This window comes from Paenibacillus sp. P32E, assembly GCF_001909085.1.
Classification (GTDB): Bacteria; Bacillota; Bacilli; order Paenibacillales; family Paenibacillaceae; genus Paenibacillus_AQ; species Paenibacillus_AQ helianthi.
In genome coordinates this window covers 91133-105644 of the sequence record NZ_LVYY01000077.1, presented here as the reverse complement: position 1 = coordinate 105644, position 14512 = coordinate 91133, and the positions used below count along the sequence as shown (strand labels likewise).

11 protein-coding genes and 1 tRNA gene are annotated in these 14512 nt (G+C 50.2%); 5 read left to right on the top strand and 7 right to left on the bottom strand.

Going from position 1 to position 14512, the window contains the following annotated elements; all coding sequences use genetic code 11:
* Window positions 1-4: 4 nt before the first annotated feature.
* Window positions 5-3145: an alpha-mannosidase gene (locus A3848_RS30495; protein ID WP_074088778.1), complete on the bottom strand. Its 3141-nt coding sequence runs from the start codon at window positions 3143-3145 to the stop codon at window positions 5-7.
* Window positions 3146-3304: 159 nt separating this feature from the next.
* Here A3848_RS30495 and A3848_RS30490 point away from each other — a divergent pair, with 159 nt between their 5' ends.
* A complete protein-coding gene (locus A3848_RS30490) occupies window positions 3305-4216 on the top strand; it encodes a helix-turn-helix transcriptional regulator (RefSeq protein ID WP_074088777.1) in 912 nt (303 codons plus the stop codon).
* 64 nt (window positions 4217-4280) lie between these two features.
* Here the strand turns inward: A3848_RS30490 and A3848_RS30485 are convergent.
* Window positions 4281-4364, bottom strand: a tRNA-Leu gene (locus A3848_RS30485).
* A 208-nt stretch (window positions 4365-4572) separates the two neighbouring features.
* Here A3848_RS30485 and A3848_RS30480 point away from each other — a divergent pair.
* Window positions 4573-5241, top strand: coding sequence for an ion channel (locus tag A3848_RS30480; protein WP_074088776.1), 669 nt, complete (start codon window positions 4573-4575; stop codon window positions 5239-5241).
* A 172-nt stretch (window positions 5242-5413) separates the two neighbouring features.
* Window positions 5414-7204: a helix-turn-helix transcriptional regulator gene (locus A3848_RS30475; RefSeq protein WP_074088775.1), complete on the top strand. Its 1791-nt coding sequence runs from the start codon at window positions 5414-5416 to the stop codon at window positions 7202-7204.
* A 69-nt stretch (window positions 7205-7273) separates the two neighbouring features.
* Here the strand turns inward: A3848_RS30475 and A3848_RS30470 are convergent, their stop codons facing one another.
* A complete protein-coding gene (locus A3848_RS30470) occupies window positions 7274-8188 on the bottom strand; it encodes an AraC family transcriptional regulator (protein WP_074088774.1) in 915 nt (304 codons plus the stop codon).
* Between the two features lie 206 nt (window positions 8189-8394).
* Between A3848_RS30470 and A3848_RS30465 the strand changes: the two genes are divergently transcribed.
* Entirely contained in the window at window positions 8395-8796 is a 402-nt protein-coding gene (locus A3848_RS30465) for a hypothetical protein (protein WP_074088773.1), read from the top strand.
* 83 nt (window positions 8797-8879) lie between these two features.
* On the opposite strand, the gene A3848_RS30460 is transcribed toward A3848_RS30465, so the two are convergent.
* Entirely contained in the window at window positions 8880-9527 is a 648-nt protein-coding gene (locus A3848_RS30460; RefSeq protein ID WP_074088772.1) for an NAD(P)H-dependent oxidoreductase, read from the bottom strand.
* Between the two features lie 175 nt (window positions 9528-9702).
* On the opposite strand from A3848_RS30460, the gene A3848_RS30455 reads away from it, so the two are divergent.
* Entirely contained in the window at window positions 9703-10035 is a 333-nt protein-coding gene (locus tag A3848_RS30455) for a winged helix-turn-helix transcriptional regulator (RefSeq protein WP_074088771.1), read from the top strand.
* Window positions 10036-10210: 175 nt separating this feature from the next.
* On the opposite strand, the gene A3848_RS30450 is transcribed toward A3848_RS30455, so the two are convergent.
* From A3848_RS30450 to A3848_RS30440, 3 genes are all read right to left on the bottom strand, one after another.
* A complete protein-coding gene (locus A3848_RS30450; protein ID WP_074088882.1) occupies window positions 10211-10843 on the bottom strand; it encodes a guanylate kinase in 633 nt (210 codons plus the stop codon).
* A gap of 209 nt (window positions 10844-11052) precedes the next feature.
* Entirely contained in the window at window positions 11053-13839 is a 2787-nt protein-coding gene (locus tag A3848_RS30445; RefSeq protein WP_074088770.1) for a glycoside hydrolase family 3 C-terminal domain-containing protein, read from the bottom strand.
* Between the two features lie 423 nt (window positions 13840-14262).
* Entirely contained in the window at window positions 14263-14451 is a 189-nt protein-coding gene (locus A3848_RS30440) for a hypothetical protein (RefSeq protein ID WP_074088769.1), read from the bottom strand.
* Between the last annotated feature and the right edge of the window lie 61 nt (window positions 14452-14512).

Here is a 14512-nt window from a genome sequence, read left to right as displayed (position 1 = left end):
TCTCTCAGTTTGCTCTTTTCCCCATATCTATTCTAAAAGTCTTAATCTCATAAGGCTTGATCTGGAATACAAAATCACCAGTCTGCCAATCCCCCTGCGGTTCCTCCATCAGATTGCATTCCTGCCAGGATGCAATGGGATAAGCGCTCTCCACGCGGACCCGGGTCTGCGAACCAGCATATTCATGCAGGCGCAGCACAACATGGCTGCCATCCTCTGAACGCTTGATGGCATCGACCAGCACATGTTCGCCCTCGATAGTGAACAAGGCATCACCCTCCAACTCTCCCGGAACCGTACGCAGGGGATTATTCAATTCCCAAGCCTCCTGGACAACCCCGCCATCCACAAAATCACCGGTATGCGGATAGAGCGCATAAGTGAAGGCATGCTGGCCCTGATCCTGCTCAGGATTGGGATGGACTGCTGATTTCAATAACGTCAGCCGCATCAAGCTGTCCTTGATGTCATAGCCGTATTTGCAATCATTCAGCAGGGCTACGCCATAGCCCTTCTCGCTGAGATCTGCCCATTGGTGGGCTACCGTTTCGAAACGGGCATAATCCCAGCTTGTGTTCCAGTGCGTCGGCCGTTTCACATTGCCGAACTGAATATCGTAGGTAGCTTCCACAGCATGAATATCCACCGGAAACGCCGCTTTCAGCAATTGGTTATGACCATGCCAGTCCATCTCAGTCTGGAAATCAATTCTTGCCGTGTCCCGGTAGAACACGATTCTCTGGGTGATGGTTGAGCGATGGTACGTCCAGACCATACGCAGGACCGCCCTTAGCGGACCGTTCTCGATCAGATTGCATTCTTCAAGCTGCGAGATTTCCGTCATTTTCTCCTGGTAGAAGATATCAATGTCCCAGGCTTCAAAATCCAGCGGTTTGTCCTCAAATACCTGTAGCACATTGCCGCGCTTCCCGGGTGCCAAGAGCTCACGGCCGTTGCGGCGGTCGTAGATAGAGGTGAAATGTCCCTGTTCATTCCAGGCCACCTCATACAAAGGTGTGGTCAGGCGGTTGCCGGCGGCATCCGCCAGCGGCGATTCCCCTTCGAGGCCGGCGCCAGCCCGTTCCCCCCGTCCATATTGCAGAACGGCCGTGCCAAGAGCAGGCAGGGAGGGAATATACACCAGCCTTCCCCCGTCTGCCGTCCGCTGCTGTTCCAGAGGCTGCCCGGCCTTATCACAGATGACAGTGTCATCTGCAGATTCGTCCGGCAACTCGGCATACCGCGGACGATTCCAGATAGAGCTGTTCAGCAGCGTAAGACGCTCTTGCCCGGCGGCGGTGCCTGCGGCTTCACTACAGCCGTTAATTAAAGCCAGTGACCGCGCCTCCCCTTCCGCATATTCAAGATCACTATCCTCATAGACTTCTTTAATTGACGAGCCGGGGATAATATCATGGAACTGGTTGCGCAGGAGGATTTCCCATATCCCGCGGAGTTCTTCTGCCGGGTAACCGGTTTCAAGATCACCTCGCCGGACACCGGTGAGCGTATGCAGCCACTCTGCATCGCGCAGCAGCAATTCCAGCCGCCGGTTGTATTTTTTATTCTTGGCCTGAGAGGTGTATGTCCCCCTGTGGCATTCAAAATATAACTCGCCGTTCCAGGTATGCACATAGGCTTCAGTATTTTCGATCCGTTCATGCAGCCCGTCAAAATACTCTCCTGCGCTGCCCATATTCAGCTTAGGCATCCCTGGCAGCTTGTCGAACCGCCGCCGAAGCTCCAGCATTTCCCGCGTAGGCCCACCGCCCCCGTCGCCCCAGCCATAAGTGAACATCAGGTTATCATTGATGTCCTTATCCTGATACGAATTCCAGATCCCCCGCAGCAATGCGGCAGTCATCCGGCCGTTGTACGTATAAGCATCTCCGTTCTTCTCCGAAGTGGTAATGAAGTGCGTCAAAATTTCGGAACCGTCAAGCCCGCGCCACCAGAACGTATCATGCGGCATCCGGTTGAACTGGTTCCAGCTGATCTTGGTCGTCATGAACGTAGAGATCCCCGACTTGCGCAAAATCTGCGGCAATGCCCAGCTGTATCCGAATACATCCGGCAGCCACAAATACTTGCTTTCGATCCCGAACTCTTCCCGGAAGTAGCGCTTCCCCGCCACAATCTGACGGACCAAGGATTCACCGGACGGAATATTACAATCCGACTCCAGCCACATGGCTCCTTCGGCTTCCCAGCGGCCTTCCTTGATTTTCTCCGAGATCCGTCCGTACAGTTCGGGGTAATCACGCTTCAGATAGTCGTACAATTGCGGCTGCGTCTGCAGGAACTGATATTCCGGGAACTCCTCCATCAGCCGCAGTACGGTAGAGAAGGACCGTGCTATTTTCTCCCGCGTATGCTTTAGCTGCCACAGCCACGCAACATCAATATGGGTATGACCAACGGCTGTAATCGTCATGTCAAAGGTTTTGGGCATAGCATCCACAGCGCGGTTCAGGCTGGCCCCGGCACGGTACAGGGACATTTCGTGGGCCTCTGATCCGGGCTCCGACCAGTCAATTTCACGAAAGGCGTCGTTCAGCGCTTTTTTCAGCCATTGCTTCTCCGGCTGGTCGCTGCCCAGATACCGGTACGTGTCCAGCGCCGCCTGTGACAGGTAGCACAAATCATCAATCGTTTCATCCAGGTAGCCAATCATCGCTTCGCTAATCCGGTGATCCTGAATAACGGCGGGGCCTCCGCCCTCAAGACCAGACCACAGCCGGAAGACAAGCTCCACCGTCTGCCCGCTTAACTCCGGCCCAAAAATAACCTCCCTGTGATTGTTATCCACGCCCTGATAAGGCTCCCCGTTCACAAACAGCAACGATTCAAACCCCGAGTTGTTAAAGCTCCCCGACTTGCCGAAGTCGAACCTTCCGGCAATTTTGAAGCCGGGTGTACTTATAGGCATCTCGACCACAGTACGCAGCCAGACATAACGGTCGCGCCCGCGCCAGTGCTCCTCCAGCTTGATTGTGCCATCAAAGGAAACGGCCTCAGGATACACACCGTTAGCCCCGTCCTCATCCTCTGCGAATTCCAGTTCCTCAATCTCCAGCAGCTTGCGGTACCTGTACTTTCCAATCTCCGCCTGACGCCGGATCAGCTTCTCTTCGGTCAAAAACATGATCACCACTCCTTGTATCCGCTTTCATACAGCCAATATAGCAAATCCCTCCCCTCAAAAACTACGTTATATTTGCTATGATCCCCCTCATACATTGCATATCTTGCTTTTCTGGATTTATAATAGGTCCATACTACAGATTAAGGCGGCGACCAGGATATGCTTGATAGCGACTTGTTGTATGAGCAAGGATATAGCGTAAGCATCAACACACCGGCTGATTCGCTTTTTTATTATTTTGATTATGACCAGCGGTCCCATAACATCAATATGGAGTTTCAGCATTTTCATGACTTTTACGAGATTCATATATTAATGGATTCCAGAGCCACCCATATGATCGAGGGGAATGCGTATGCCCTTCAGCAATATGATATCGTTCTGCTTCGTCCGCACCGGCTGCACAAGACACAATATCCGGTAGGTCCGCCCCACAAAAGGCTGATTATTAACTTCGCGATGCCCAAAAATATACCCGGTCTAGAAACCGCTTACAAGAAGATGTTTCTCTCTTTTGGAGAGGAAGTGCCGATCTACCGTTTGAGTGGCGAGTCACGGAGAGCCGTTTTTGATCCTCTTAACTCCATCTTCACCTTGTCACATGGCGCTTCTCCCCTGAATCCTGTACTGATTCACAGCTTGTTTCAGCAATTTCTGTGTGCCCTGTACCAGCAAAGAGAGCGGAACAGCTATGTCCTGGAAGAAGTGGGGAATTCCATCATGCAAAAAATATATTCGGTCACCGCATACATCCACAGTCATTTCAACAGCGAGCTGTCTCTGGATTCGATCTCCAGGGAGTTCTACATCAGCCCTTATTATTTATCACATCAGTTCAAGACGGTCACCGGCTCTACACTGACCGAGTATATCCAAATGACCCGTATCCGCAATGCCCAGCAGCTGCTGATCAGCACCCGGCTTAGGATTTCCGTGATCGCTGAACAGTGCGGCTTCAACAGCTTCTCCCAGTTTAACCGGGTATTCCATAAGCTGAGCGGCATGTCTCCCTCCGGGTTCCGCAAGCAACAGGCCTCGTCCCCTTCAGCCTCAACCGCGCTGTCCTATTGAACGGAAAACAAAAAAAAGCTTCTGCGCTGCCCAGATGAGCAGTACAGAAGCTTTTTTGTTAGTATGCGGTCAAGAGGACTCGAACCTCCACGATATTGCTACCACTGGCACCTGAAGCCAGCGCGTCTGCCAATTCCGCCATGACCGCAAATTAATGAAATGCAACGCAAGAAGTAATATATCATGAATCTGGCGAGAGAGCAAGCGTTTTTTTATTCCTTTTGAGTTGCTGTCCGAATTGTCAAAAATATCGACTTTTCCTTGCTTTAGGCTGAGCAAATTATAGCTGTGGCATCTTAAACATTTTCTATATACTTGCTAATAATGAGTAATTATTAATTTCTGGGGGAATGCACATGAATGAACGTAATGATACAGAGGGATTTATATTGATTGTTTGGGTTTGGAATGCTGTTATTCAATTCCTATCGAGGATTTCCGTCTTCGATATCGTCAGAAGGAGTATTTCCTTTGCTAGCTGGGAAGATAAAAGGAAGTATCTGTTCGTTGATATCTGGGTATTGGCACATACTCTGCTTTCAGTCCTGTCTATAATTATTATGAGATACAGCAGCATTGGCGTTATTAAGCAAATCTTGTTTTACTACGGAATATTAAGGGTCTTTGAGATATTTATTTATCAATTAAAAATCAATCTGCTGGATAACTATGAAGAGAATGCTACCCTGCGCAGCTATAGAAGATCTATCCTCTTGCTTATACATAATTTTATGGAAATTATATTTTGGTTTACCGCTTCATATGAATTTCTAATGAATTGGTTTGACGTGGCGGATCGCAGTACCAGCTTAATTCAAGCCTTTTATATGAGCTTTGTTACAATGACTACGTTCGGGCCTCCTAATTTCAACATCGATAACAATCCAGCGATGGTGATCATAATGATTCAATCCGTGCTGGGATTATTTATGACGGTGGTTTCGATTGCCAGATTCATATCTATGCTTCCCACGCCTAAATCACAGGTCTTAATTGAAAATAGAAATGATACCCCGCTGTCCTGAGGCAGCCTCACTATCTAACCAAGAGAGGCTCTCCTCCCGTTACAGATCATAGCATCCAGTTCAACCTGTGGTTGCTTTTTTCCGCTTCTACCCAACCATTAATCCATGTTCTTTCAAGAGGATGGAATTATAATAGACCTACGACGTCGAATCAAACCTTGGGAGATGTACTATGATCAGCAGCGAACAAGTAGGCAAGCGGATTGCCAGACTCCGTAAAGAAAAACACATGTCACAGGAACAACTGGCGGAACAGCTAAATGTTAGTCCCCAGGCAGTTTCCAAATGGGAAACGGGTAAATCACTGCCCGAAACCACCACGCTTCCACTATTATCCAGCATATTGGGCCACTCTATAGACAGTATTTTGCTGCCCCAAAAGCTGGTCGTACTTAGCGCTGTCTATACCGATGGCCAGGAGGCCTATGATGTCACCCATTTTGTTAATCAATTCGTTGTCGGCAGCAGATTGAACCTTGCGGTCAGTAAGTTAACTTTTCCCGAATCCATCAAGAGCGACCGTCTGAAGCTGCTGCTCCTGAAATATGAGACTCCTTCGGGAGTCTATGCTACTTATGTGCTGAACGACAATCTGCTTACCCTTGATATTCATTCCACAGGCTATGCTGCCAGTCAAAGCGAGCTTGATATCGTATTCGCCGCCTACGGCAATGAACAGGCGAGCCGCAATGTACTAAACAAGATGAAGCATTATGCGTTTTTTCAGTGGAAGCAGTTCACCGCCAGCCACGAGCTTTTTCCAAGTCTGATCGACAATGATGGCAATGACTACCTGCTGCTTCTATATCTGAATGAGGAAGGCATTCATGCGTTAAGCTGTGCGGAAGGCGAGCGGATTCACTATACTCCAGACCGGACCCGGCTCTTTCGAATGGAATCTCCTCAGGAGCACTGCATTATAGAAGGGGTAGGCCGGCTGGGCTTTGGCAAAGACATGGACTGCTCCTGGGCCGGGGCACTTCTTTTGTCTCTGACAGCAAGAGGAGTGGATACTACCTACGAGCAGATTATGGGTGTGTCGGGGGCGTGCTGGAGAATTTCTTTTACACCTATGTGGGATTACAGCTCGGCCGATGCACTTGTGGCCTATAACTACTCCGATCCGGCGTTTAGCGCCTATGGGCTAACTGCCACTTGGGCCAACCATCTGAATCCTGAAGAGCGCAGATTGGAAAAACACAACATCTTGGAGAGCCTGCGTAATCATCAGCTTCCCATAGCCATCAACCTGCGGGTCGCTCCCGAATGGGGGGTGATCACCGGGTATTTGGATGCTGGCGGTACTCTGCTGTGCCGCAGTTATTTTGACGATGAAACCTTTGAGGAGCTTCGCAATGATCCGGAGTTTCTGGAAGACATGAAGGTCAGCAAGGGTTACCTGAACGTGGACCATTGGCCTTACATGCTCGTTCGTATAGGCAGCCAGGGGCATGTCCCGTCAGCATTAGTTAATCTGTATGCTTCGCTCAAAATTAAGGTGGATTCGATGAATACTGACGGGAATAGCGGCTACAGCCTTGGTTACAAGGCTTTTGAGGCCTGGCAGGAAGGGCTCTTGGAGGATGCCTGGTATAGGAACGCAAGTGACAAGAACTTTGCACGCAGACTGGGGGTGAACCACTTTTGCATGATGGGATTAACCGATGCCCGCAGAAGCGCTGCCGCTTACCTGCAAGAATCCCTGCCGCTGCTGGATAACCATCCTGGATCCCGGGCTCTGTCCGAACTGGCTGAATTGTACGCACAGATCTCCTTGCTGCTTGCAGGCTTTTACAAATGCATGACTGATCCCGCTTCTGTCAAATCCGGTTCCTCTAAGCAGTCATGGACCCGTGAACAGCGGGAACAGCAAGCCGAACTGCTTCAGACAGTGGCAGCTTTGGAATTTCGCGGAGAGACACTTGCTAAGGAAGTACTTGGAACATTAGCTGAAAGATTTTAGTGTACTTAAAGACCTAAAGAGAAGCGCAGGAACGCTTCTCTTTTTTTCGAGTAATCCTTTTGCCGGGCTTCAATCTTCAATGGGCAGCTTCTTTACCGGCCGCAGCACCGCATACCCGTATCCCTCCGGGAAGTGGCGCTGATAATCCTGCTTGGAGTCCTCGTCCCACTGGTAGCCCATACTCTCCGGATTATAGCTCCAGGCTACCTGCTCGACAGTCCGCATCACCTCACCGTTATCCTTCAGATAATCAAAGGGCGGGTGGAAGAAGACCAGGTACTCGGATTCCGGGATCTCTCTGACCTGCATTCCCTCAGGGATTTCCCCGTTATAGTCCTCCGCCACAGGGATTCCGTACAGGTACCCTTTTTGCCCGTTCTGATAGAACCAGCCCGCCGTTTGGCCAAGCTGTCCAGGCAGAGTATGATGAGATATACTTTCCAGCGTTCCCGATACCTCATCACAATCGTGCCCGTTCCCCCAGAACTGTCCATAGTCCGATACTTCAACATCCCAGATCCCAATGAACTTATGGGCCGGTATGCGCTCAATCTTGATTTCCGCTTCCTGCAAATGCACCTGTCTCATCTTATCCCGCTCCTTGATCAAATAATGATAAGGGGAGAACACTTCAGAGCGAATTGCGAGCGGAATGGGCCTGGGTGCCTTCCGGTAAGCATAGGGTGTTATCTTAAAAGCCTTCACAAACGCCCGCGTGAGCGCTTCCTGTGACGAAAAGCCGAACTTCACGGCAATGTCCAGTATACGGTCATCCGTGTCCCGCAGCTCCAGAGCGGCGCGGCTGATTCTTCGCTGCCAGATGTAATCCCGCAGGGTCATTCCGGTCAGCGAGTGAAACTGTTTCGTGCAGTAATATGGCGAATAGCCGAGCTGCTCCGACATTGTCAGAAGTGAAGGCACTGTGGCAAGATCCCCGTCTACCCAATCCACCATGAACTGAACCATCTCATTCCATTCGTACATGCGGTGCTCCCTCCTTTCACTATCGATCTTAGCAGAGCCGGCTGTTGTAGTTTTGACTTGAATTGCAGTGCTTCATTTCTTAATTCTATAGAAGTTCTCTCCAGTCCTCCCCCTCCTTTTCCCCTAAGAAAATTTCCCGTTCGCACAAGCCACAAGCCATTCTCTGAGTAATATAGGAGTAAATAGAGCGAAGAGGTGAACGACACATGGGACAGCCAACTACAATGCGCAAGCGGGCCAAGGCGCTGAAGGGCCGGCCGGTCTGCATTACACTTCATGACGGACGTTCGTATGTAGGCTATATAACCGGGGTAGAAAAGGACATACTGATTCTCTCCAGACCCCATACAAGTACAACCCAAGCATCCGGTAAAAAACGGTCCAGCCGCCGGCAAAAAGCAGAAATCTCGGCATTCATGCCGCTTATCGGCTCACTCCTGGGCGGCTCGGGAGCAGGCGCAGGCTTAGCGTCAGGGCTCGGCGGCGGTTTGCGCTTCCTGGGATTTATCCAGAAGGCTATGCCGGTAATGAAGATGGGCTACGGGATGATCAAGACCATTAGACCCTTTTTTAACGGACTGAAAGGGTTAATGGGAAACAACGGCTGAGCTTGTAGCCAGGTGAACATACACCAGAAGACACCCCTTGAGGTGTCTTTTGGTCTGCGCTGCCTACCATCCAGCCTGTCTCCTCAATGCTTAGCCAAATCCTCCACCAAAGCCAGATGGGAAGGACTATCCTTCGTGCTTTCCCCTTCTCCCGGCTTCAGATCAAAGATACGGTCGACAAATTGGTTAACCTCCAGCAGCATCGCCTGCCGCTCTTCCGGTGTTACACGCGGTACCGAATACAGCAGCTTAAGCTCAGCATCCGCAAACTTGGCGAAACCGAACAGATTGTCGTTGGCCGCGTAGAGCATGTCCTTTTGCCGGGAGGTGCGGATGTAGTCCTCTGAAGAGCCTGTTGTAAAAATAGAGTACGCACGTTTGCCCTCCAGTCCGTACACCCCCTCCGCAGAACGGACCAGCGCTGTTGTGAACACCCGGTCGATATATCCCTTAATGACAGCCGGAAATCCTCCCCACCATACAGGAGAAATAATAATCAGCGCATCAGCCCATAATAAGTCCTCCTGCTCCTTCGCTACGTCTTCCGGCAATACCTTGGTGAACTTGGCTTCCAAATCCTTCAGTTCGAGCACCGGATCAAAGGACAGCTGTATCAGATCCTTCACCTTGACCGCAGCCCCCCGCAGTTCCAGATGAGCAGTAACCTGCTGCAGAATCGCTTTGTTAAAGCTTTTATCATACGGATGACCGTATAAAATACTAATATTCACGCTGTTCGCCTCCAGAATATATCAATGACTTGCCAATGCCTTAATGCTAAGGTAATGTTAAGCCCATAGTATCCAAAGGACAAGTAGGCAGTTTTATAGTATATACTATCATAAATCATACTAATTGAATTGATAGGCTTTTCAGCGCATATATGCAGTAATGAGGAGAATCAAAATGAGTAAGAATACTGATTTTGTTACAAGCTGTCCCTTAACCAAGGTGCAAAAAATCGTCGGAGGCAAATGGAAAATCGTGATTCTATGGTATCTGTCGGTCGGGCCCAAACGGTTCGGGCAGATCAAACGCACCTTTCCTGATATCACCCAGGCGATGCTGACCAAACAGCTAAGGGAGCTTGAGGAGGACGGTTTTGTGCACCGTGAGATTTTCAAGGAAATCCCTCCCCGTGTAGAGTATTCCCTAACCGCCACCGGGGAGAACTTCGTTCCCATCCTGCGCAGTATGTATGACTGGGGAGAGGTTCATCTGGCTCCTGCGGAGCAGTAATCTCCCCATGAAGCGGGACAGTCTGATTCCATCTGCTATCTTTTGACCACCAGGAAGAACCATTTATAGCGTGAAACATATAGATCCTTATATTTGCAAAAAAAGAGATGTCTCACACAGCCACTTTATGGCTTTGAGACATCCCTCTACGATGGGGATACTAATTCCCCGCCGCCTATATTTTCGTCTGTAAGAACTCCTTGATTTTCTGGACCGTGAGCTCCGGTTCCATGTTCTGCAGCAGATACTCCGACTCCCTTTTAAAGGCCACTTCCTCCGTATAATTCCCCAGATATTCATCCACAATGCCGTACGGCACCGCTTCCCGCTCCAACCGAAGCTGGATATCATTCTTCGTGACGTATATGAAAATCCGCAAGGCCTCCTCGCCGTATTTCTTCCGAAATGCGCTGGCGCCTTCATGATTCACTACAACGATGACGGCTTTATGCTCTTCAAGGCCTTGTTCGAGGTCTGCCAATGCAATTCCGTAGTGCCCCCGCTCCAAATGGACCCTCTGGAAAAATGCATTTGTCTCTACCATCGCCTGAAACTCGCCGTCAGAGATAAAATGATAATGTTGCCCATCCTCCTCTTGCGGGCGGGCCGCACGTGTAGTGTACGGAAGGATGTAGGGGATTCCCAGCGAAGCACTAAGCTGCTTGGCAATACTTTTCCGACCCGAACCGCTGGTTCCGGTGATAATAATGATCTTGGGATGGGAAGATTCTATAAGGGTCTCAGCCGGTTGGTTCTGAGTATCCTCTTGGATCGCCGATGCTTTGGATGTTTTTAGCCAGTTCCACATTGCCTTTCCCGTATGCCTATGTCTGCGCAAGCTTTTGACAACAGCACCGGGATTCACCTCCTTCACATACAAGCTATACCTATAGTTAATTCGACAAATATCTCCAAATCCCTCCAATGAGCCCCTTTTAGTTGCCCCTCTGAAAACAGCAAAAAGAGAGTACCCTTAAGATACTCTCTTCTCCCTCTTATTTATCAAATGAAAGCTGCTTACACTTGCTTGAATTCGATCCAGTCGATCTGAAGGCCCGGCTTCACAAAATCCAATTTCAGCTCATACAGACCCGCTTCCAGCTCAATCTTCACAAGCTTCTGCTTGATCCATCTACCGTCTGTACCGTTCGTCTGAATGGTCGCCATCATCTGACCGTTCAAGGTCACATTGCATGCGCTTTGCGCCAATTCCGTCTCTGTGGACATGATACCCACGATAATCCGGTACCCCCCTGCTTGTTCCACTTTTACAAAGGTGGATCCCGCTTTGGAAGGTTTCACCTGGGCATTCCCGGTCAGAGATTGCGCCAATTCTTCCGAAAGGGCAGGATTCGCCTTGAAGCTCTCCACCGTTTCCTCACTTACATGGGGTCTTGTGAACACCGGCGCATTCATAATGAACCGGCAGATGTTCATAGCAGAGCGCTGAAGCTCTCCACGGGTCAGTGAGCCATTATCCAGTGAATCCAGGGTGTTGTCATCATAAGCGTTGACTTCCGAGCCATAATTGCTGACAACCATATATACGTCATTTTGTGCACGGACCATCCAGTTCATATACTTGCGGTCTGCCGGGCCTCCATCCACAACATCGTTCATAATCGCCCACCAGTCCGTCATTACGATACCTTGGAAGCCCCATTCTCCGCGGAGAATCGTGGTATTCAGATCATAATTGGAAGCAGCCCAATGTCCGTTCACCGGATTATAGGAGGTCATGATCGAGTTCGCGCCGCCTTCTTTTACCGCAATCTCAAAGCCCTTAAGATAAATCTCGCGGACCGCGCGTTCCGATACGATAGCATCCACCTTGCTGCGGTGCTTCTCCTGGTTGTTGCAGGCGAAGTGCTTCAGGGTGGCATTAGAGCCGCCTTTCATAATCCCGCGTGTGCATGCCGCCGCAAAAACGCCTGAAATCAGCGGGTCCTCCGAAAAATACTCAAAGTTGCGTCCATTCAGCGGACTGCGGCGGATATTCAGCCCTGGTCCAAGCAAAGTGTCCACGCTGTTTCTAACCAGCTCCCGGCCTTCCATGACATAGAGCTCTTCAACCAGTTCCGCATTCCAGGTTGCCGCAAGCAGCGTTCCAATGGGAACCTGAGTCGCCTTGTGTCCGCTGTCCATCCGGATCCCGGAAGGGCCGTCTGCGGTACAAGCTACCGGAATACCATAGCTGAACAGCTGGTCGCTGACCCCGCCAAAGGCCGACGCTGTACCCGGTGTAACCAGCGGACTGCTCATCCCTTCGCCTCTGACGATTACCGCGAGATCCTGGTCGCTCAGTTGGGCGATGAACGTGGTCATCTCTACTTTTCCGTCATGCACATCTCTTAAGGTATAGCCTTGATACCCGGTCTGCGTAAGCGTTGCAGGCAGATTCTGCTCAATCCGCTCTTTCATCGAAACCTTGCGTGTTGGAACGGCAGCGTATACCAATTCATAGGAACCGTCTTCCTTGCGGGCTCCAGGCATCATCCGCGTGAACCCTTCGGTTGGCGCCAGCGCTTCCTGCAGCTGCTCCACCACCTCAAGAGCCTCCAGTACATAACCGCTGCGTCCCTCTACCTGAACTTCTGCTGCCTTTTTAATGCTGCTTCCTACATAAATACGGTAGGTTCCCGCTTCCAGCACATAGGCCGAAGGATGCCCGGTCACGCCAGCGTCATCATAGGAGGCCATCGAATGAACCGGGAAGCTCACTGTCAGACGCTGCGACTCTCCCGGCTGAAGAACCCCGGTCTTTCCGAAGGCTGCCAGCACTTTGGCCGGTTGTCCCAGCTTGCCTTGCGGAGCTTCGTAATAGACCTGTACAACCTCTTTTCCGGCAAAATCGGTTCCCGTATTCGTTACGGTTACCCCAATCTCAGCGAAGGTCTTGCCTGCCCGGCTGACCAGCCTGGCTTCTTCCGGCTCGATGGAGAATGTAGTGTAGGAAATCCCGTAGCCGAACTCAAACTGAACCTTTTCCGGACAGAAGGTTTCAAAATAACGGTACCCCACATAAATATCTTCCTGATAAAAGTTTTTGAATTCATTACCGTAGTTTGCAGTCGAAGGATAGTCCTTGATCGAATAAGCAATCGTATCCGTCAATTTACCGCTTGGCGTCACTTCTCCTGCCAGTACATCGGCAATGGCATTGCCCCCTTCCATCCCGCCATGCCAGGAGTAAATCACACTTGGAATAGGGTGCGCATAGCTGTTATCGTTCAGCCAGCTCATATCGATAATATTCGAGACATTCAGAACAACGACCGTTTGCTCGAAATAAGCCGTCACCTGCTTCAGCATCGTCTGTTCATCTGCCGTCAACCGATAGCTCCCCGGCGCGTCAGCATTATCCTGATCTTCTCCCGCCGTACGTCCAATGACGATAACCGCCTTGTCCGATTTGCTTCTTGCCTGCGATACCAGCTCATCCGTTAGCGGCATTTCCTTCTGGTGCCAAGGCTCTGCTGCCCAGGCTCCGCCGCCATTGTCAAACGGATTCTGCTCAATCCACTTCTCATAGACCGCCGCCAGCTCTTCGTTGACAGCCAGATTCTTCTTACTTCGCAGTCCATCCAATACATTGGTTGTATACGAGACATGCACGCTTCCGCCTGAGCCTGTACCGCTGCGGTAATAATTCACTTGAGTTCTGCCAAAAACCGAAACGGTTTCACCACCGCGCAGCGGAAGCACCTGGCCTTCATTGCGCAGCAGCACCGCGCCTTCCGCACCTACGGTCCGGCTGAATTCTGCAAAACCCTCTAATGGAACTCCTAATTGCTGTGTAGTCAAATTTGTTTCCTCCTGATTGTCATTTCCTTATCCATATCTTACTATAAAGAATCCCCTATCAAGAATCAAAGGGAATGTGGTCTATACAGACTGAACTTGAGACTTTGCCCAAGCGGGATTTGGTCGTTACTGCGGAGAATGTTTGGACTTCCGGCCGCTGTTATGCTTGGGTTTTCTGCTTTTGTTCCAACGGTAGCGCTTGACATCAAAAGGTAGCCGCTATCGCTCCCCGAGTTCCAAATTCCCCTCCGTCACTTTTCCCTTTTGTTATTTTTTCCAAGTTCAATCTGCTCTAAGAATGCCCGGAGCAGCTGTTCCAGATGATAGACTATTAGTAAAAAACGGCAACCCCACAACTTTAGTTGTCTTGGGCTGCCGCTTATTGTTATCTTATTTTCCTTACTGTCCGTCACAACCTTATATTTATTTCCGGCGCTGCTTCATCATCCGGTTATACATCACCAGCGCGGCAATGATCATTCCGATCATGGCGACACTGCTTGCTGAATTAGCCGACATGCCGAACATGAGGCACACGCTATTCACTAATGTTCTCGTAAGCAGCGCAACCAAGATCAGCATCAATGGACGCCAAATATTATACCCTCTCATCCCCTCAACACTCCCACTCTAGTAATCAAGCTATTAGTAGCTATTATAGCACAAGAAGGAA